Origin of the sequence: Marivivens donghaensis (genome assembly GCF_030410045.1) — a bacterium.
Taxonomy (GTDB): domain Bacteria; phylum Pseudomonadota; class Alphaproteobacteria; order Rhodobacterales; family Rhodobacteraceae; genus Marivivens; species Marivivens donghaensis.
The window spans coordinates 434244-453887 of sequence record NZ_JAUFRA010000005.1 but is presented as its reverse complement, the minus strand read 5'-3'; the positions used below and the strand labels follow the sequence as shown (position 1 = coordinate 453887).

The following is a 19644-nucleotide window of genomic DNA, read 5'->3' as shown; positions in this document are numbered from 1 at the left end:
GGGTCAGAGGCGGATCGACGCGATCAAACGGCCATAATCGGCCTCTTTTTGATGGCAGGTCCGACGGTAGCTGTAGAATCGGTCTGGGTCCGAGTATGTGCAGTGGCGCGTCCATTCTGCGGTGCCCACGCCAGCGGTGCGCAGACGGAATAGACCAAAGGCAGGAAGATCGAACATGAACTTCCCGTCTTCTTTGCCATTCACAAAGAATCGAGCAAAGGCGGGGTCTTCGTCCAGAAACGTGTCAAAGAATTCCTGACCAACCTCATAGGCGCGTTGGCTGATGGTCGGACCAATGACTGCGACCATGTTTTCACGGTCCGCGCCGAGGTCTTCCATCGCGATAACCGTCGCTTCGAGAATGCCACTAAGCGCCCCTTTCCAGCCCGCGTGTGCGGCACCGATGACACCTGCGTCATGGTCGGCAAAGAGCACAGGTTGGCAATCGGCGGTGAGGATGGACAACGCAATGCCCGGAACATCGGTGACCAAGGCGTCGGCTTGGGCGCGGGGCGTGGTGATGTCAGACACGGTCACAACGTCAGCCGAATGCACCTGATGCACACCAATAAGAGCCTCAGGCGCCACATCCATCGCTGCGGCCACACGGCCACGGTTGATCACGACGATGTCGGATTGATCGCTGCTGCCACCACCACAGTTCAAGCCCGCAAACACGCCAGACGATGCACCGCCCCGTCGGGTAAAGAACCCGTGGCGGATCGGCATAAGGTCATCATGGGTGATAATTTCGAGCGTCATGGTTCCAGACCTGCGGGCGGTGTGTGGGCATCGGGGTAAATCCCGACCACTTTGAAGAGGTCACCCATTTCTGACGGGTGGGTCAAGCGTCTATGTGCGGCGATGTGGGACTCTAACGCATCGCCCGACATTGACTGAGCCAAACTCTGCGCACGCTGCGTGATCCCGAGGCGTTCGAGAAAGACGCCTTGAGGCGTGATGCGGGTAAAGCGGGCAGGGGCTGCAGATTGGGTGATGACCTCGAAATCCACATGTGTCGTGAGGTCTGCGGTGCCCGGTGCGTCAAGCGGATCAACGGGTTTGTGTCCACGCAGGGCTTGGAGCGTGTCACCTTGGGACCGCCAATCGCCGTAATCGATGATCAACGCCGCACCGCCACGGGTGCCGATCCATTCGCCGATTTGCCCCATAATCGCGGGGAGGGCTGGGCATACTTCGACCAGATCGCCGTCTTTGGTATCGGCGAGGCGGTGATCCAGCAGCGCAATCGGGGCGGCGGCAGATAGGCCAATGGTGAGGGTGTCACCCTCTAGCCCGACCATCCGTTCACGCCAGCCCGTGCCGTCGCGCTGGAATTGGCGCACAGGGAGGGCGTCAAAGAATTCGTTCGCCACAAGGAACAAGGGCGCATTGGGCAGCGTCGATACATCCGCATGGAACGTCGGGTTCGGAAGGCGCGCGGATTGGGCGGCACGCAGGACGGGCGAGGCTTCGACCAGATGCAGGTCGAGCGCGTCATGGAACCCAGCGACGCCTTTGGTGGCACGAAGGATGTCTTGCATCAATGTGCCGCGACCGGGGCCGAGCTCTGCCAGAACGCCATTCGGACGGCCTTGGTCGATCCAAGCCTGCGCCAAACACAGCCCGATCATTTCGCCAAACATCTGCGATATCTCGGGCGAGGTGACAAAGTCGCCCGTCGCACCCAGCGGATCGCGGGTGGTGTAATAGCCGTGTTCTGGGTGCAAAAGCGCCTCTGACATATAGTCAGCGAGCGTGATTGGCCCCGTCGCCGCAATCCTGCGTTTGAGGAGGTCCGCCAGCGCCGTCATGTCCGTTTCGCCCGTGCGATCAGAACGAGGCCGATGATGATCATTGGCAGCGACAGAGTTTGCCCCATGGTCAGGCCCCAGCCGTTCACATGAAACGCAAGGCCGAGCGGATTTCCTTCGCTGATGAATTGCGCGTCAGGTTGGCGGAAGAATTCAACGATAAAGCGCGATACGCCGTAGCCTGCGAAAAATGTCCCTGCCAAGGTCCACGGGCGTTTCAGCGCGCCTGCACGCAGCACGAGCCAGAGCATGATAAGGCCAAGGATCACGCCTTCCATCGCGGCCTCATAGAGTTGCGAGGGGTGGCGAGCGCAGATGGGCAAGAGGCACTGCTGCGCCGCTTCAGAGGGGAAGACGACGGCCCACGGCACATCGCTCACGCGGCCCCATAGTTCGCCATTGATGAAATTCGCCAATCGCCCGAGCAGGAGGCCCAAGGGCGCGACCATCGCCAAACAATCCGCCACCGACCCGAGCGGCAGCTTTTGATGGCGCGAATAAAGGTAGGTCGCCACGATCACACCGAGGAACCCACCGTGGAAGGACATGCCGCCTTCCCAGACTTGAAGAACTTCAAGCGGGTTTTGGGCGTAGTAGCTAAAGCGGTAGAACAGCACATAGCCGAAACGTCCGCCCAAAATCACACCCGCGATGATCCACGTCATAAGATCTTCGAGCTGTTTGGCGGTCATCGGCGCGGTGTTCGCGGGCCAAAACGCGGGCTGTTTGAGCGACTTTGCGATCATCCACCAGCCCAGAGCGATTCCAGCGATGTAAGCGAGGGCATACCAACGCAGCGCAAACTCCATCCCGAAGAGCGAGATGGTGAAGATTTCCGGTGACACATTCGGAAAGGCGAGAGCAGAAAGAGCGATCATGGCCGCAGGTTTGATGGGACGAATAGTCAGAGTCAACAGGTTGCGACTTGCCCCTTTGAGGTTCGCCCCCCATATAGGGCTTAACACTGAACGGAGGCTGACAATGCAGACCCGCAATAAAATTCTAGACGACTTTTCCCAATTGATGACCAACGCTATGGGCGTGGCGCAAGGGGCCAAGGACGAAGCGCAGAACGCGATGAAATCCATGCTGGATCGCTGGCTTGCGGACCGTGACTTTGTCACCCGTGAAGAATTCGACGCCGTTCGCGCGATGGCGCAAAAAGCCCGCGAAGAGAACGAAGCGCTCAAGGCGCGGCTCGACGCGCTCGAAGCGCAGAAATAATCACCGTCGCCGCCCCCATCGGGCGGCGGTCCTTTTTTATGGTGGTCTGAATTGGCAGAACCGTGTTCGAAACCTGCGTTGCGTTATTTCACGCTGGCTTTCGCTGTGACCGCTGGCGGTCTTATCCTCAGTTTGGTTTTGGGGTGGAGCATCTTTGGCACCGTGGCGGGTATGTTGAACGTGCTGTTCATCACGACTGTGCTGTCGGTTCTGGAAATTTCGCTCTCATTCGACAATGCGATCGTGAACGCGAACAAACTGCGTGAGATGACCGCAGTTTGGCAGCGGCGGTTTCTGACATGGGGTATTCTGATCGCTGTCTTTGGGATGCGGATCATTTTCCCGCTGGCCGTCGTGTGTATCGCGGCCAAGATCGGGCCATGGGCGGCGGTAGAGCTCGCTTGGGCGCATCCTGACCGCTACGCCGCGATCATGGACGGTGCGCGGGTTCCGATCAGCGCCTTTGGCGGGACGTTTCTGTTGATGGTCGCGCTTTCTTACTTTTTTGACCCAGAAAAGACCGTACATTGGCTGCCTGGTGTGGAACGGATGATGTGCCGCATGTCAGGCGCGAAACTGTTGGTGGTGACGATTGTGATCGGGGTGATCACGCTTGTGTCGAACCTCTTTGATCCAGTGACAGGCCGCGCGTTTCTACAATCGGCGATCTGGGGTCTGCTGACGTTTCTGCTGGTCGATGTGCTCGGCCATTATCTGGACGCACAAAAGGCGGGTCGTGCTATTGGGCAGGCAGGTTTGGGGGCGTTCCTTTACCTTGAAGTGCTCGATGCCTCGTTCAGTTTTGACGGTGTGATCGGTGCGTTTGCGCTGACGCAAAACCTGTTCATCATCGCCATAGGCCTTGGGATCGGCGCGATGTATGTGCGGTCGATGACGGTCATGTTGGTCGAGAAAGGCACGTTGAACGAATATCGTTACCTCGAAAACGGGGCATTCTGGTCGATCCTTGTTTTGGCCGTGGTGATGTTCTTACACGTCGAATTCCATGTGCCCGAAGCTGTCACGGGCTTGATCGGTGCGGCCCTCATCGGCGCATCCTTCGTGGCGTCTTTGCGGGATCGTAAGCTCCATGGCTGACGTTGAGGTCGACGCCATTGGGCTGCTATGTCCCCTGCCTGTCCTGAAGGCGCGGAAAGTTCTAGCGTCGATGGCAGAGGGGCAAGTGCTGCGTATTCTCGCATCCGACGCGATGGCGCAGATTGACATGCCCGTGTTTTGTCGCGAGGCGGGGCATGAGTTTCTCGGTATGGAAGAGGTCGACCGCGGGCAGGCCTATCTGATCCGAAGGGGCTAGCCCTTTAGGTCCTCTGGCGTGTTGAAATTGCGGAAGACGTCGCCGTCAAACCGCACCTCGGTTGCGCCCACATATTTAGCCCAGCCCATGACGCGGCGTTCCCCAGACAGAAGGTAATCACGTAATCCCGCGGCCAGATCGACGGGCCAGACACCGACCGTAGGATGGGCGCGCCATTCGTAGTTGACCAGCGAGGCGGCGTAGGACGGTCCAGTGCCCAAACGCTCCAAAAGGTCATCGGGTAGCGAAACGGTATCTCCCGCAATCACCCCGACATGCGAAAATCCAGAGGTCGCAGCCCATTCCATCGCAGTCAAAATACCAGAGAGCGGGCCGCAATCTGGTAGCTCATCAGGAACCACTGGCAGCCAATATGTCGCGAACCGCTGCGGGTCCCCATTCGCGTTGATCGCTATTTTGGGGGAGTGTTTGCGTAGATCCTCCAGCAGCCACTCGATCAAAGGGCGATCCCGCCACAGCATCAGGGGCTTATCGCCGCCGCCCATTCGGGTGGCCTGACCGCCTGCAAGGATCATGACTGGTGTTTGCTGCATTGCGTCCCTTTTCTTTCGCGGCTCAGGCTGTCATCGTGGTGCGACTTGCACAAGAGGGCATAATGTTAGGCTACGTAATCGCGTCCAAAACCAGCACCGCAAACCCAACGCTGACAGAGGCGATACGCCAGTTGCGGGCAGAGGGCGTCGTGGTCGCGGGGGCCTGCCAGATCAACGATGATCCGCAGGACGGAAGCCCTTATCACATGGACCTGCATATGATCCCGTCAGGGAGGGTGATCCGCATCAGCCAGAACCTTGGCGCCTTGTCATCGGGGTGTCGACTGGACCCGACCGCATTGGAAGAGGCTGTGGGGCTGGTTGAGGCTTCGCTCGATGGGGCAGAGCTACTCTTGGCGAATAAGTTCGGCAAACAAGAGGCCGAGGGGCGCGGGTTCCGTCCTGTGATCGGTGCGGCACTGGCGGCGGGTATTCCCGTCCTTTTGGCTGTTCGTGATGAAACCTTGCCTGCGTTCCACGCCTTTACAGAAGGATTGGGCGAGGAACTGCCCAACGATCCGGCGGCGATCCTTGATTGGGCTCGCCGCACGGTCGCTGAACTCGCTTAATTCGCGGCTTTTTCGTCCTTGAGGCGCTGAACAACTTTGCGTTTGTTGAGCAACGATGCAGTTAGAACGCCAACGGTCACGATCCCGATCATGATGGTCGAAAGGGCGTTGATCTCGGGCGAAACGCCCAAACGCACGGCCGAGTAGATTTTGATCGGGAGGGTCGTTGCACCGGGACCCGTCACAAAGGACGCAATCACCAGATCGTCGAGCGACAAGGTAAAGGCCAAGAGCCAGCCAGACAGAACCGCGGGAAAAATGATCGGCAGCGTGACCGACATGAACGTGTCGAACGGCGTCGCGCCGAGGTCCGATGCGGCCTCTTCCAATGATTTGTCAAAGGACAAAAGGCGCGAAGAGACGACGACCGACACATAGCACATCGCAAAGGTCGTGTGCGCGAGGATGATCGTGGTCATGCCCATGCTGCCGAACATCACCTTGAACAGCAGCAAGAGCGACAGACCAAGGATCACGTCAGGCATCACGAGCGGCGCATAGGCCATCCCAGAAAACAGCGTGCGACCCCAGAACCGTCCGCCGCGCACCAGCACATACCCTGCCAGCGTGCCAAGGATTGTTGCAAGCGTTGCCGTTGCAACGGCCACGCGGATCGTCACCCAAGCGGCATCAAGGAACGCCTCGTTATGGAACAGTGTGCCATACCATTTGGTCGAGAACCCCGCCCAAACCGTCACCAGACGCCCGCCGTTGAACGAATAGACGATCAGCACGATCATCGGGATGTAAAGGAAGGCGAACCCGAGGGTGAGGGTGGTCAGGTTGAACCAGCTCAGCTTTTTCATTGGTCGCCCTCCAACTGCTTTTGTTGGTTCCGCTGGAACAGAATGATCGGGATGATCAGGATCGCGAGCAGGATCACAGCCACCGCAGAGGCCACAGGCCAGTCACGGTTCGAGAAGAACTCTTCCCACAAAACCTTACCGATCATCAGCGTGTCCGAGCCGCCCAAGAGGGACGGGATCACGAACTCACCCAAGGCAGGGATAAAGACGAGGAAACACCCAGCAACCACACCCGGAACAGAAAGCGGCACCGTGACGAGCCAGAAGGCAGAGGTGCGCGTGCAGCCGAGGTCCTCTGCCGCTTCGATCAGTGAGAGGTCCAGTTTTTCTAGAGTCGAATAGATCGGCAGGATCATGAACGGCAGGTAAGTGTAGACGATACCGATATAAACCGCGGTGTTCGTGTTCAGGATCGTCAGTGGTTCGTCGATGATGCCGAGCCACAGAAGGATCATGTTCAAGAAGCCTTCTTTGCCCAAAATTCCCATCCACGAATACACGCGGATCAGGAAGGAGGTCCAAAACGGCAGGATCACGAGCATCATCAACGTGGCGCGCCATTCCTCTGGCGCACGGGCCATGCCGTAAGCCATTGGGAAGGCCACGGCGAGCGTCAGCAGGGTCGAGATCGAGGCGATCTTGAGCGAGGACAGATAGGCCGTGTAATAGAGCGGGTCGAGCGTCAGGAAGGTGAAGTTCTCGAAATCCAACTGGCTAAAGAACGCCTTGAGCCCCGCCAAGCCCCCAGACAATTCCAAGGTGGGCGAATAGGGCGGGATCGCGATGGCGGGATCAGAGAGCGAGATCTTGATCACGATCACGAAGGGCACGAGGAAGAACAAAAGCAACCACGTGAACGGAATTCCAATGACGATGAGGCGGCGTAGGTTCATGCCGCTCACTCCGTCAGGACGACACCAGCGGTGTCCGTCCAGCTAAGCCATACCTCGTCTTCCCATGTGAAATCACGGCGGGCGAGGCGGCGCGAGTTGGTCATCAAGGCGCTGACCAGTTCACCAGAGGGCAGGCGGACGTGATAGGTCGACACGTTGCCGAGGTAGCCGATGTCCTCGATCTTGCCTTTGACGTGGTTCGCACGATCGTCGAGCGGTTCACGGTTCACAGAGATCTTTTCAGGACGGATCGCATAGGACACGCGTTGACCATCCGCGATGGGGCGTTCGCAGACCGCAGTGATGGGTGCAGCACATTCGGCGAAATGGATCGTAACGGTGTTGCCTTCGACCTTAGCGTTGCCTTCGATCAGGTTCACATCACCGATAAAGTCCGCCACGTAAACGCTATTCGGCGCTTCATAAATGCCAGCGGGCGTGTCGACCTGAACCATCTTACCGTGGTCCATGACCGCAACGCGGGAGGCAACGGTCATCGCCTCTTCTTGGTCGTGGGTCACGATGACAAAAGTGGTCCCCGTCTTTTCCTGAATGTCCATCAGTTCGAACTGCGTCTCGTTGCGCAGTTTCTTGTCCAATGCGCCCAGCGGTTCGTCGAGCAGCAGCAGTTTCGGTGCTTTCGCCAGAGAGCGGGCAAGGGCCACACGCTGTCTCTGACCGCCAGAAATCTGGTGCGGTTTGCGTTTCGCGAATTTGTCGAGGCGCGTTAGTCGCAGCATCTCTTTGACGCGATCGTTGATTGCATCCTTGCCCAGCCCATCACGGCGCAGACCAAAGGCGATGTTGTCCCATACGGTCAGGTGCGGGAAGAGCGCGTAGCTCTGGAACATCATGTTTACGGGGCGTTTGTTCGGGGGCACGGGAACGATGTCCTGACCACCTAGAAGAATGCTGCCCTCTGTCGGGCTCTCAAAGCCAGCGAGCATCCGCATCAACGTGGTTTTGCCGCAGCCAGACGGGCCCAAAAGCGCAAAGAATTCGCGTTCGTAAATGTCGATTGTCAGGTCATCAACGGCAGTGAAATCCCCGAACCTTTTCGTCACGTTCTTAAACTGGATCAATGGTTTGGCGTTTGGGTCATTCCAAGGTGCAAAAACATTGGTTGGATTACTGGACGGGCGAGGGGACTGAGCCATCAAATGAACTCCGGCATAAAATGAAAATCCCCGCGCCGATAAAAACGGCGCGGGGCTGGTCAGGCGCGATTAGACGCCGGATTTAACGCGGGTCCACAGACGGGTCAGCAGACGCTGCTCTGCCGGACCGAACGGGGTCACGGTGTAGAGGTTTTCCAGCGTTGCTTCGTCAGGGTAAATCGCAGTGTCGCCGATCACGTCTTCGATCAGCAGCTCTTGGGACGCTTTGTTACCGTTTGCGTAGTAAACGTAGTTCGACGCATCAGCCATATTCTGCGCATCCATGATGAAGTTCAGGAATGCATGTGCGCCTTCTGGGTTCGGAGCATCCACAGGGATCGCCATTTGGTCGAACCACATCAGAGCGCCCTCAGTCGGAGCGTTATACGCAACTTCGACGCCGTTTTCAGCTTCTGCTGCGCGGTCACGTGCCTGAAGGATGTCGCCCGACCAACCGAAGGCTACGCAGATTTCACCGTTTGCCAGAGCGTTGATGTATTCCGAAGAGTGGAACTTCTGGATGTACGGACGAACCGCCATCAGCACTTCTTCGGCTTTTGCGAGCGAGTCAGCGTCTTTGGCGTCTGGGTCGAGGCCCGCATAGGCGAGAGCTGCCGGAACCATTTCAGTTGGCGCGTCAAGGAAGTGAACGCCGCACTCAGCCAGCTTTTCCATGTTGGCTGGGTTGAATACCAGCTCGAGGCTGTTGATCGGTGCGTCGTCGCCCAGAAGCTCAGCCACTTTGCCAGTGTTTACGCCGATACCAGTGGTGCCCCACATGTAGTTGATCGAATAGGCGTTGCCGGGGTCATACTGCGCGGTGCGATCTTTGATCACGTCCCACAGATTGCCAGCGTTCGGCAGTTTCGACATGTCGAGCGGCTGGAACGCGCCAGCTACGATCTGACGCTGAAGGAAGGTACCTGTCGGCACAACGACGTCGTAGCCCGAACCACCAGCCAGCATTTTGGTCTCAAGAACTTCGTTCGAGTCGAACACGTCGTAGATCAGGTCATAGCCAGTTTCGGCTTCGAACTTTTCCAAGAGCGCCTCGTCGATGTAGTCCGACCAGTTATAAACGCGCACCTCTTCTGCCATCGCAGAGCCAGCGACGAGCGCAATTGCAGCCGTCATCGGCAACCAGGTTTTTGTCATATTTCTTTCTCCCGAGTTGGTGGCCCATTCGGACCTTTTTCCCCAATTTGATCAAAAGTAGCCTACATTGCAACCTTTCTGTGTCGCAGGGGGTAAAATCATCCCGCCACGACTGAGGGCAAAAAACAAGCGGGGCTGCGTAAATGTTTTGCTATGCGGACTGTCTCTGGTCAAAAATAAGGCGTTTATTGATCAAAGAAAGAAAGGCCAGTTGATCTGGATGCTTAGCAGTTGGGCAAATCTTGGGGGTCGAGTGGGCTTTGGGTGCGCGGCCTAGCGATTAGACCCTGCTTCGGATGACGTCCAAAGACGATTCTACGGCCCAGAGTGGGTCATGTGGGTGTGGAATTTGATCAAACTTGCTTGACGGGGCGGAGCCGTATTTCTATCCTGCCGCAGAACGCAGAAATTGCGTGTAACCTTTGCCCTCAACCCTGCGCGCGTTTCGCGCCGAAAGGAGCGCCCTCATGAATATGATCAGCACCCAAACCCCCACAGCAGAGCTTCAGGCGCTCGATTCCGCTCACCACATGCACCCGTTTACCAACGGTGATGTTCTGGCAAAGCGCGGCGCCCGCGTTGTCACCCGCGCCGAAGGCGTGTGGCTGACCGACAGCGAAAACCACCGTATCCTCGACGCGATGTCGGGTCTGTGGTGTGTGAACATCGGCTACGGCCACGACAGCCTTGCCGAAGTTGCGGCAAAGCAAATGCAGGAACTGCCGTATTACAACACCTTTTTCATGACCACGCACGTGCCGGTTATCCAGCTTGCCAATAAGCTCGCTGAAATCGCACCGGGTGATTTGAACCACGTGTTCTTTGCGTCCTCGGGTTCTGAGGCGAACGACACCAACTTGCGTATGGTCCGTGCATACTGGCAGGCGAAAGGTGAACCTGATCGTCAGGTCGTGATCGGTCGTAAGAACGGCTACCACGGCTCGACCATGGCTGGCATGAGCCTCGGCGGTATGGCGGGCATGCACAAGCAGGGCGGTATCATCCCAGGCATTCACCACATCAACCAGCCAAACTGGTGGACCGAAGGCGGCGACATGTCGCCCGAAGAATTCGGTCTCGCTCGTGCACGTGAACTCGAAGAGGCGATCCTAGAAATCGGTCCGGAAAAGGTCGCGGCCTTTATCGGTGAACCTGTGCAGGGTGCGGGCGGCGTGATCGTTGCGCCTGAAACCTACTGGCCAGAAATCCAGCGTATCGTTGATAAATACGGTATCCTGTTCATCTCTGACGAAGTGATCTGTGGCTTTGGCCGCACGGGTGAATGGTTCGGCTTCCAAGCCATGGGCACCAAGCCTGACATCATCACCACCGCAAAAGGCCTGTCCTCGGGCTATATTCCGATCGCGGCGTCGATTGTGAACGACAAAGTTGCGGCGGCGATTGATAGCGTTGAGTTCAACCACGGCTACACCTACTCGGGTCACCCTGTGGCCTGTGCGGTTGCGCTGGAAAACTTGCGTATCATGGAGGAACTGAACCTCGTTGATTACGTAAAGAACGATATCGCACCGTATCTGGCAGAGAAGTGGCACAGCCTTGGCGATCACCCGTTTGTTGGTGAAACCAAGATCGTTGGCATGATGGCGTCGCTCGCGCTGGTTCCTGAAAAAGGCAGCCGCAAGCCGTTCGAAGCTGCACCGGGCACCGTTGGTTTCATGACCCGCGAATGCTGCTTTGGTAACGACCTGATCATGCGTCACGTTGGTGACCGTATGATCATCGCTCCGCCGCTGGTTATCACCCGTGATGAAGTGGACGAGCTGATCGCGCGTGCCCGCAAGTCGCTCGATGAAGCCTATGAAAAAGTGAAGGCCGCAGGTCTGATGAAGTCGGCCTAATGGACTTTCTCACCGCAAATGATCGCGTTGGGGAATACCCCGACAGTTATTATGCGGCGACAGCTACACCCCTTGACGCGTTCCCCGCGGCAAGGGGTGATTTGTCCTGCGATATCTGTGTCATCGGCGGTGGGTTCATGGGCCTATCGACTGCGCTGCATCTGGCAGAGCAGGGCTATCAGGTCACTTTGGTCGAGGCGCAGCGCGTCGGCTTTGGTGCCTCTGGTCGCAACGGTGGTCAGGTCTCTGGCGGTCAACGTCTCCATCAGGACGATCTAGAGGAACTCGTAGGCAAGGATTTGGCCCGCAAACTCTGGGGCTTGTCGCAAGAATCCGTCGATGTCTTGCGCGGGCTGGATCAGAAATACGACACAGGCGCTGGCTGGGCCGCAGGTGTGATCGAAGCCGATCACCGCGCGCGGTTCGTGCCGCATACTCATGCCTATGTTGATAAGCTGAACACCGAATACGGCTACGATAAAATCCGCAAATTGGATCGGGATGAACTCTACGATCTTTGTCGATCAGATGCCTATCATGGTGGCGCGATTGATATGGGCGGCGGTCACATTCATCCGCTGCGCTTTGCGCTTGGCCTTGCGCGGGCGTGCCGCGATTTGGGCGTGACCATCTATGAACAAACCCGCGTCACCCGCGTTGAAGAGGGTGAACCAGCCGTTGTGCATACCGAAGGCGCTACGATCCGCGCGCGCTATGTGGTGATGGGCTGCAATGGCTATCTGGGTCGGATGCAAGAGCGCGTCGCCGCCCGTGTGATGCCGATCAACAACTTCATCATCGCGACAGAGCCTTTGGCTGATCCTGAACTGGTGATGAAAGGCAATCATTGCGTGGCTGACAGCAAATACGTCATCAATTACTTCCGACTGTCTGAAGACAATCGGATGCTCTTTGGCGGCGGGGAAAGCTACGGCTACAAATTCCCGTCCGACATCGAAGGCGTCGTTCGCAAGGCGATGGCGCAGATTTTCCCACAGTTGAACGGTATCCGCGTCGATTACGCGTGGGGCGGGACGCTCGGGATCACGATGAACCGCCTTCCGCATGTGGAGCGGATAACGGGCAATATCCTGTCGCTCTCTGGCTTCTCTGGCCACGGCGTTGCCCTTGCCACATTCGCGGGCAAGGTCGCGGCTGAGGCCATCGCGGGACAGGCGGAAAAGTTCGACATTATGGCCTCGGTTCCTAGCCCACGGTTCCCCGGCGGTGCGGCACTACGGCATCCTCTCTTGGTACTGGGTATGCTGTGGTTCGGTCTTAAAGATCGGTTCTGATGGACATTCGTCCCGCGACGCCTGCCGATTTGCCAGCGGTGCAACAGATCGTCGAAACCTCTTATGCGGACTACATCCCACTGATCGGCCGCCGTCCCGCGCCGATGGACGCAAATTATGCAGCCGCGATTGAGGCGGGACAGTTGTATGCCCTCGGCCATCCCACGGTCGACGGATTTGATCTTATCTTTATGGAGATGGCGTTTTAGTCGCGCATCGACAGGCGGATCTGGTTGAACCCCTGTTCAATATCCAAACGAATGGCGTCGCCCACGGCAGGAATATCGCCCGAACGCAGAGCCTCAACCGCGACGGCGTGACGATCGTCGAGCGAGGCCGTGCCGAACCGTCCTCGCATAACACGCAAGCTCGGCCCAAGGCGGAGCCAGAGCGCATCCACCAGCGCGATCACCGTCGCGGCCTGAGAGGCCGCGTAAAGCGTGCTGTGGAAACGATAGTTCTGAATCAGGTAGGTCTGAATATCGCCACGATCAATCGCGCGATTCAGGTCCTCGTCAATAGCAGCAAGCTGGTCGATCTGTTCAGGCGTGATCTTGGCCGCGGCCCACATGGCTAGCTGAGGTTCTAGCGCCAGACGGGCAAAGGAAATTTCGTCAATTTCTGCGCGGTTTAGAACGGGCAGGCCAACGCGACGGTTGTCCTTGAATTCGAGCGCGTGTTCAGAGGTCAGGCGGCGGATCGCCTCGCGCACGGGGGTCATGCCTGCATCCAGTTCAGCCACGAGGCCCTGAATGGTGACGGCCTGACCAGGCTCCATCTCGCCACAAAGGATCATATCACGAAGGCGTCGATACACCGTTTGGTGCGCGGGTTCCTTTGGCATTTCGACGTTCACGTGCGGCACTCCTGCGTCTGATTGGGGCCAATTCTGCCCCACATCAAAGAAATGATCAAATCAGATTGTGTTAGTGAAGCCCGTCTGCGCCGAACTTGAGGATTACAGGCACCACCAATTCCTCTTCGTCGGTAAGGTGGCGGTCCATCAGGCGGGTCAGATTCTCAAGCTCCGCATGAAGCGCACCCGCGCCCGTGATCAATTTTGGGCCACGATCAAGGGTCTGCAATGCCCCGTTCGCAACCTCGACAAAGCTAGAGAGGATGCCGTCCATCGCGTGGTGGTCTTTGTCCAGAATGTCAAAGCCACGGGTCACGCGGGGGTCTTTTTTCGACAGGATCGGAAAGTAGTGCTGATCCTCGATCTGATGGTGGCCATGGAGGTCTTGGACGAACATAGAGCCATAACGCGAAATCGCGGTCGCGAACCGTTTGGGATCACCCTTGTCCATCACATCCTCGGTCGCCGTGGTCATCGCGGACAAAAGACGGCGGAAGGTCATGTGGCGGTCGAGCCAAAAGCTCACCAGCCCGTGGAAATTCGGATCGCTGGCCCAGAGGTCACGCGGGTATTCGGTGACCAACACGCGCAGCGGATCAGGGAGCCCCTTACGGTCAGTCAGGTCGAGCGAGATCGTCATCAGTAGTCCTTTTCAAAGAAAACACCGACCGAGGTATCGCCAGTGGTTCCGAACCCGCCTTTGGCAGTGAAGTCGCCGCCAAGGTCAAGGTTAAGGTTAATTTCGGTGTCGCCTTGCGATGATACGGTGACATCGGTGTAGATATTGTCGCTGAGGTATTTGCCCGCCGACAAGGCCGCATTGCCCGCGTCATCGGTGGTCACATCCAGATCATCCAATCCCGACCCTTGACGGATTTTGTCGATCAGACCACCGCCGCTGCGTCCCGTAAGGGTGCCAACGGCTGCGGCGAGTTGAACGGCTTGGAACGCGCTGATGGACGACATGTCGCGACCAAAGAGAAGCTGGGACAGAACTTCGTCTTGGGGCAGTTCAGGCGCGGAGGTAAAACTCACCTCTGGCGCGCTGGCGGGGCCTTCGACGATGACGTTTACGGTGGTGCCGTTCAGGGACTCGGTTGTCGCAACAAAGCGGATTTTGGGGATGAAGTCGCCCTGCATGGTGATCGCGCCATCGGTCAAGGCAAAGCGTTGTTGCAAGATATCGAGCCGCCCACGGATAAGGTCGAACTGACCTGCGGGAATGATCTGCTGTGTGGTCCCTTGTAACGTAAGTCGCCCGCCAAGCTCCGCATCCAACCCGCGCCCGCGCACAAACAGACGGGCAGGGGCGTTGATTGTGATGTCGAGGCCATAGGCAGGCCCGCCACCGCCCGTGGTGGTCGCGGCTTCCCCCGTCAGTCCAGCCCGCTGGAGCGTTTGACGTACGTCCGATGGCGCGCCGATATGGGTGACATCAGGCACATCGCCCAAGGACCCAACGGTCGAGGACGGCACCTGAATTTCCGATTGGGCCACGTCAATGGTGCCACTGATCTGCGCACCACCCGCAAGCGGCCCATTGATTGCAATCGCCCCCGTCAGGGTGCTTTCATAGAGCGTTGGATCGCGCACAACGATGTTGTTGGCTTCAACGGTTAGGGCCGAATTCAGTCCACCACTCAGCCCAACACGGCCACGCAACGCCAACCCGCCACCGAGCGAGGACGCCCCTGTCATATCCACCTGCGCTGATCCATTGGCGAGGGTGATCGTCCCGTCGAGGTCGCGCAGAGATTGGCCCAAGGTCGGCGCCGACAGCTCTGCCCGCGTGATCTGAATTTGCCCTGCGACTGCGTCGAGGGCAGCGGGGCCAGAGACGGTGAGGTTAAACCCTGCCGTGCCTGTCAAACGGCGCGGTTCTAACACGCCATTCAAGAGCGCAAGAGGTGCCGCGCCATTGATCCGCAGGTCGAGGTTCGAGCCTGCAATCTGTCCCGCGACATTGGCCGAAAGGCCCGCCGCGCCGTCTGCTTGGGTGTCGATCTGCCACGCGCCATTCTCTGTCAGGGTCGCGGTGCCTTTGGTCGTGAGCGGACCCGAGAAGTCAGGCGCGATTAGGGCAAGATCAGCAAGGCGGAGGTTGAACTCTGCTCCACCTGTAGTGCCGTCCGTCGCGAGGGTCGCTTGGCCCGTGAGGTTCGGGAAGGTCAGCGTGAGTGGATCAACGGTGATCTGCTGGTCATCGCGGCGCAGGCGTGTCGCCAGCTGCCCAGTACCAGCCAAGATCGGGTCAAGGCTCGCATTCCCAATCGCCACGTTGCGCGTCGTCGCATTGGCGGTCAGGTCAAACACTTGGCCGTCCGCTTGGGCGGTGCCGTTGATGGTCACAGACGCGCCGCCCGAAAGGTCAAGGCCAGCAAGGGCCGCATATTGACTAAGGTCAGCCACTTCGGCGTTTAGGGTGATCGGGCCTTGGCCCTCGGCAGGCAGGTCCGCGCTGAGGTCGATCCTGTCGCCATCGCGGGTGATGACAGCCTCGGCCGTCAGGGTTCCGTCCGTCGCACGAGCGCCGTTGACCGTCACGGACAATGCGCCCGACGCCCCGTCAATCAGACCAGCCGCAGGGGTGTTGAGCGTCGCCCGTCCCAACACGCCCTCCGCCGTCAGCGCCACGGTGCCGTTCAGGGCCGTGTCACTCGATTGAAAATCAAGGCCTTCGATCCGCGTGCCCGCCTCATCCCGCACAGCGCGGAGGGTCAGAACACCGTCCCCAGCCAAGAGCGCATCCGCCTGCGGTTGCCCGATAGACAGGTCGGTGGTGCGTGCGACAACGTCCAAATCGACAGCGGTGCGTAGGGGGTGGACCGTGCCTTTGGCGGTCAGTTCAGCATCACCTGCAAGGTCGGGCAGACCTGCGAGGGTGGCGAACCGAGACAGGCCTTTGACCACGACGGACAGGTCAGGTGTGATGACGATCTCGTTCCCAGTGGGGTCGATGATGGCCGATAGCTGCGCATCAATCCCTGCGCCTGACAGGGAAAATTCGCGCAGTGTCGTCCGATCATTTGCCACGTAGTCGAGCGACAATGCACCGCTCACCTCATCGCCCATCGCATCGGTCAGCCCTTCATCGTCGAGCGAAATGCCTGTCGCGCCGTAGGTCAGGTTCGCAGTCAATCCGCTACGATTAGGGGCAATCGTGCCGCCGCCATTTAGCGTAAGGTATGGAATGGAAATTCCTGTTCGAACAAAGTCTTGCGCGTCGATCTTTGCGTTCCATTGGTCGCCGTTTGTGGCATCAAACCCAATGTCCAAAGTCGCGGACCGTAGGTAGGTTTGTGTCCCGCTGATGGGCAACAGAACGGGCGCGCCATCTGCACGACCCATGTCACCCGTCAGGGCGAAATCAATCGGCCAGCCCGTTTCGTCCAAGTTCGCCGAGCCGTTCAGCCGCAGGCTCTGTGTTTCAATGGTCAGGGCGGAAAGAGCGGTTCCCAGTTCGGTTGACCGACCCGCCGCTGCGAGCCGCACGTCAGGGCCGAAGAAGTCGCGATACTCTGGCAGGAACAGCGCGGTCACATCGCCGCCGAGGTCAAATTGGAACGTCTTTTCTGTCGAGTCAGGGGCAGTGGTGACAGAGCCAAATCCAACCATCCCGCTCAACCGTGCCTGCCCATCGGTATCCAGCGCAATCGTGGCCTCATAGGCGTCCAGCGGAGCGGTGCCATCGATGCTCAGCGCGATAGAGGGCAACCCCGGTAGATCGAGGAGCCGTGCGGCAATTCCCGCGTCCCCTTCGCGCAGGGCGAGGGTCAGGCCCAGAACGCGGCTTTCATTTGAAAAGGACCCCGTGAGGATCAATTCGCCCGTTTGCCCGTCAATCCGTTCCGCCCGTAGGTCGGCAGACCCCGCGCCGCCTGCCAATGCAGCGCTGCCTGTGATGGACAGGGACACGGGCTCTCCGATCAGGTCGGCGCCGAGGCTCAGCGCGCCAACCGACATGTGATCGACGGTCAATGAAACGGGAAGGTCGGGCAGGGCAAAGGGTGCGCTGCTCGCGCTCGGGTCAATGGCCTGTGCTTCGGTCAGGGGTTTGCGGAGCATCGCGATACTGTCCGCCGAAAGGTCGCTCACCTCGACCCGCCCCGCCAAAAGCGCTGCGCGGTTCCAGTCTAGAACCAGACCTTGGGCGTCGAGCCAGACACCATCGGCGTCCGCAATGGTAAGCCGATCGATTTTGGCCTGCGAACTCAGCGCCCCTTGGAACCCATAGATTTGCACCTCGCGACCCGCGCCCGACAGGTTGTCGGTCAGGAAGTCGACGATCAAACCACGGTCGGCCTCTACGGTGTCTTGGGCCGCAGCAGGGATCGGCAGAGCCAATGCGAGGAGGAAGAGAAATTTCCGCATCAGAACGCCTGCCCAATACCGACATAAAGGTTAATTGATTGCCCCGCACCATCGCCCGAGGTCGGCGTCGCGAGGTCGAGGCGAATTGGCCCGATCCCCGTGTTATACCTGAGGCCAAGGCCCGCACCGCTCTGCCATTCGCCATCTTCAAAAGGAATGGAGCCACCACCGATAAAGCCTGCATCGACAAATCCGACCATCCCGATAGAAGGCGTCACGTCGATACGGGTCTCCGCCGAAATCGCGGCAAAGCTGCGCCCGCCTGTGGTTTGGCCGCCTGTTGTATAGCCAAGCGATTTATATCCTTCACCGCGCACGCTATCGCCGCCGCCAGAGTAAAATAGGTAGTCAGTCGGCGCTTCGGCGATGGACACGCCCAGGACCGATCCCAATTGGCCGCGCATGGCAAAGGTGACGTTATCGTCGGTGCCGACGGACCTATAAATGCGCCCATCGAAATAGAGCCGACCGCCAGTGCCCGCATCGCCAAAACCGACAAAGGGCGTGAGGTCCAAGGTCGCGTAATGGCCGTTCTTGGGGTTCAACGTGGAATCCCGCCGATCCACACTGCCCGCCATGGGAAGCGTCAGAAGGGTGTAATCGCGGATACCGTTGGCATCTTCGCTTTGGGCGGTGACAAAGCCGATGCCGCCCTCGATCTCGCGATTATCGCTGAACAGTCGGGTTACAATCACCGATCCTGTCAGCTGATCGAGTTTGTAATCAGGCTCATCCTCGTGTTCGAGGGTTAAGGTCGCGACGGCTTCGGTATCAATCGAAAAGGGACGCGGGTAGGCGTAGGTCACAGTCGTCCCATAATCGACCCCGCCTGTTTCGCCTGCGATCCCCGATACGATCCCATCGACCCGCAACCGCTGTGCCCCACCTAACATGTTTCGATGCATCCAGTAGCCCGACAGTGTGAGACCATCGACGGTCGACATCTCGACACCGTAGCCCAGACGGCGCGGCAGCTTTTCCGACACCTGCAGTTCAATCGGCATAGCGGTCCCGATCAGCGTTTCCCCTTCGATCACAGCTACAGAGGAAAACGCCCCCGTGCGTCGCAAACGATCCGCCAGTTTTTCGGCCTCATCAGGGGAAAATACGGTGCCTTGCTGGTAGCCGACGATCCGTGTGATGGCGTCGGTGCGGACATCTTCGTTGCCAGACACGGTCAGGGGACCAAACGACACTTGCGGACCCGCATCAATGCCGACGGCCACGTTCAATTCGGCCTCGGTATGGCGCGCGGTGATCTGCTGCGATGTCGGGGTGGCCTTTGCGTGCCCCTCCGCTCGCCATGCAGCGACCGCCGCGGCAACTGCCGCCTTTACCTCGCTAGATCGCGCCGTCTGCCCTGTGGCAAATCCATCAGGTAAAACGGTCCCGTCCGCCAAAGGCGCAACACTCACCTGTCCAAAGGTGAACCGCTGGCCTGCGTTCACTTCAATCATGATTGCGCCGACGGTTTCGGGCGCATCCAGCGGCGCAATCGAAGCGGCCTCTCTCCCATCGACGCGAATAGATACCGTGCCGCCGTAATACCCTTCGGAATACAAACCCGCGATGATCCGCTGATAATCGGCCCGCGCGGCTGCAATCAAATCTTGGGCCAGAGGGGCGTCCTCGGTCGAAAGCACCGTGGCGACCAGCGAGGCTTGCCGCAGCACGGGTTCCAGATCCGCGACATCCACCGCGATGGTCAAATCTTGGGCCACGGCCGCTTGCGCAATGATGGCAATGGAAATGCTCGACACGAGTGTTTTGAATGGT

The 19644-nt window shown here is 58.7% G+C and carries 19 protein-coding genes; 7 read left to right on the top strand and 12 right to left on the bottom strand.

Translation table 11 applies throughout. The annotated features are described in order from the left end of the window. Positions 1-3 precede the first annotated feature (3 nt). Genes pgeF through lgt form a run of 3 tightly spaced genes read right to left on the bottom strand, consistent with a single transcriptional unit; the run spans position 4 to position 2692 of the window. On the bottom strand, positions 4-762 hold the full coding sequence (gene pgeF / locus QWY83_RS07865) for a peptidoglycan editing factor PgeF (protein ID WP_249945378.1): 759 nt from the start codon (positions 760-762) through the stop codon (positions 4-6). Continuing rightward, on the bottom strand, positions 759-1814 hold the full coding sequence (locus QWY83_RS07860; protein ID WP_249945379.1) for a class I SAM-dependent methyltransferase: 1056 nt from the start codon (positions 1812-1814) through the stop codon (positions 759-761). Before QWY83_RS07860 ends, pgeF begins: the two co-directional genes overlap by 4 nt. Beyond that, positions 1811-2692: a prolipoprotein diacylglyceryl transferase gene (gene lgt / locus QWY83_RS07855; protein ID WP_249945380.1), complete on the bottom strand. Its 882-nt coding sequence runs from the start codon at positions 2690-2692 to the stop codon at positions 1811-1813. Before lgt ends, QWY83_RS07860 begins: the two co-directional genes overlap by 4 nt. A 103-nt stretch (positions 2693-2795) precedes the next feature. Here lgt and QWY83_RS07850 point away from each other — a divergent pair, with 103 nt between their 5' ends. From QWY83_RS07850 to QWY83_RS07840, 3 genes are read left to right on the top strand one after another with little or no spacing between them, the layout of a single operon-like run. After that, positions 2796-3038: an accessory factor UbiK family protein gene (locus QWY83_RS07850; RefSeq protein ID WP_067546274.1), complete on the top strand. Its 243-nt coding sequence runs from the start codon at positions 2796-2798 to the stop codon at positions 3036-3038. A gap of 51 nt (positions 3039-3089) precedes the next feature. After that, positions 3090-4136, top strand: coding sequence for a DUF475 domain-containing protein (locus QWY83_RS07845; protein WP_249945381.1), 1047 nt, complete (start codon positions 3090-3092; stop codon positions 4134-4136). Next, the gene (locus QWY83_RS07840; RefSeq protein ID WP_249945382.1) at positions 4129-4353 is read left to right on the top strand and encodes a sulfurtransferase TusA family protein; all 225 of its coding nucleotides are present in this window, start codon (positions 4129-4131) and stop codon (positions 4351-4353) included. The genes QWY83_RS07845 and QWY83_RS07840 overlap by 8 nt, the downstream gene beginning before the upstream one ends. On the opposite strand, the gene mobA is transcribed toward QWY83_RS07840, so the two are convergent. Further along, positions 4350-4907 (bottom strand): molybdenum cofactor guanylyltransferase MobA, encoded by a 558-nt coding sequence (mobA, locus tag QWY83_RS07835; RefSeq protein ID WP_249945383.1) that lies wholly within the window; start codon positions 4905-4907, stop codon positions 4350-4352. The genes QWY83_RS07840 and mobA overlap by 4 nt on opposite strands. Before the next feature lie 62 nt (positions 4908-4969). On the opposite strand from mobA, the gene QWY83_RS07830 reads away from it, so the two are divergent. Beyond that, a complete protein-coding gene (locus tag QWY83_RS07830; RefSeq protein ID WP_249945384.1) occupies positions 4970-5476 on the top strand; it encodes a DUF2478 domain-containing protein in 507 nt (168 codons plus the stop codon). On the opposite strand, the gene QWY83_RS07825 is transcribed toward QWY83_RS07830, so the two are convergent. The 4 genes from QWY83_RS07825 to QWY83_RS07810 form a co-directional block, all read right to left on the bottom strand. Next, positions 5473-6282 (bottom strand): ABC transporter permease, encoded by an 810-nt coding sequence (locus tag QWY83_RS07825; protein ID WP_105234669.1) that lies wholly within the window; start codon positions 6280-6282, stop codon positions 5473-5475. The two genes, QWY83_RS07830 and QWY83_RS07825, sit on opposite strands and share 4 nt — an antisense overlap. Then, positions 6279-7175, bottom strand: coding sequence for an ABC transporter permease subunit (locus QWY83_RS07820; RefSeq protein WP_249945385.1), 897 nt, complete (start codon positions 7173-7175; stop codon positions 6279-6281). Before QWY83_RS07820 ends, QWY83_RS07825 begins: the two co-directional genes overlap by 4 nt. A gap of 5 nt (positions 7176-7180) precedes the next feature. Next, positions 7181-8332 (bottom strand): ABC transporter ATP-binding protein, encoded by a 1152-nt coding sequence (locus QWY83_RS07815; protein ID WP_249945386.1) that lies wholly within the window; start codon positions 8330-8332, stop codon positions 7181-7183. A gap of 69 nt (positions 8333-8401) precedes the next feature. Next, complete coding sequence (locus QWY83_RS07810) at positions 8402-9487, bottom strand: polyamine ABC transporter substrate-binding protein (RefSeq protein WP_249945387.1); 1086 nt, start codon at positions 9485-9487, stop codon at positions 8402-8404. 467 nt (positions 9488-9954) lie between these two features. Between QWY83_RS07810 and QWY83_RS07805 the strand changes: the two genes are divergently transcribed. Genes QWY83_RS07805 through QWY83_RS07795 form a run of 3 tightly spaced genes read left to right on the top strand, consistent with a single transcriptional unit; the run spans position 9955 to position 12850 of the window. After that, positions 9955-11346: an aspartate aminotransferase family protein gene (locus QWY83_RS07805; RefSeq protein ID WP_249945388.1), complete on the top strand. Its 1392-nt coding sequence runs from the start codon at positions 9955-9957 to the stop codon at positions 11344-11346. Further along, on the top strand, positions 11346-12641 hold the full coding sequence (locus tag QWY83_RS07800; protein ID WP_249945389.1) for an NAD(P)/FAD-dependent oxidoreductase: 1296 nt from the start codon (positions 11346-11348) through the stop codon (positions 12639-12641). The genes QWY83_RS07805 and QWY83_RS07800 overlap by 1 nt, the downstream gene beginning before the upstream one ends. After that, entirely contained in the window at positions 12641-12850 is a 210-nt protein-coding gene (locus QWY83_RS07795) for a hypothetical protein (RefSeq protein WP_249945390.1), read from the top strand. Before QWY83_RS07800 ends, QWY83_RS07795 begins: the two co-directional genes overlap by 1 nt. On the opposite strand, the gene QWY83_RS07790 is transcribed toward QWY83_RS07795, so the two are convergent. The 4 genes from QWY83_RS07790 to QWY83_RS07775 all read right to left on the bottom strand — a co-directional run bounded on the left by QWY83_RS07790 (position 12847) and on the right by QWY83_RS07775 (position 19628). Next, positions 12847-13497: a GntR family transcriptional regulator gene (locus QWY83_RS07790; protein ID WP_249945391.1), complete on the bottom strand. Its 651-nt coding sequence runs from the start codon at positions 13495-13497 to the stop codon at positions 12847-12849. The two genes, QWY83_RS07795 and QWY83_RS07790, sit on opposite strands and share 4 nt — an antisense overlap. A gap of 70 nt (positions 13498-13567) precedes the next feature. After that, the gene (locus tag QWY83_RS07785; protein WP_249945392.1) at positions 13568-14137 is read right to left on the bottom strand and encodes a hemerythrin domain-containing protein; all 570 of its coding nucleotides are present in this window, start codon (positions 14135-14137) and stop codon (positions 13568-13570) included. Then, a complete protein-coding gene (locus QWY83_RS07780) occupies positions 14137-17868 on the bottom strand; it encodes a translocation/assembly module TamB domain-containing protein (RefSeq protein ID WP_249945393.1) in 3732 nt (1243 codons plus the stop codon). Before QWY83_RS07780 ends, QWY83_RS07785 begins: the two co-directional genes overlap by 1 nt. Continuing rightward, complete coding sequence (locus QWY83_RS07775) at positions 17868-19628, bottom strand: autotransporter assembly complex protein TamA (RefSeq protein WP_290245876.1); 1761 nt, start codon at positions 19626-19628, stop codon at positions 17868-17870. Before QWY83_RS07775 ends, QWY83_RS07780 begins: the two co-directional genes overlap by 1 nt. Positions 19629-19644: the final 16 nt, after the last annotated feature.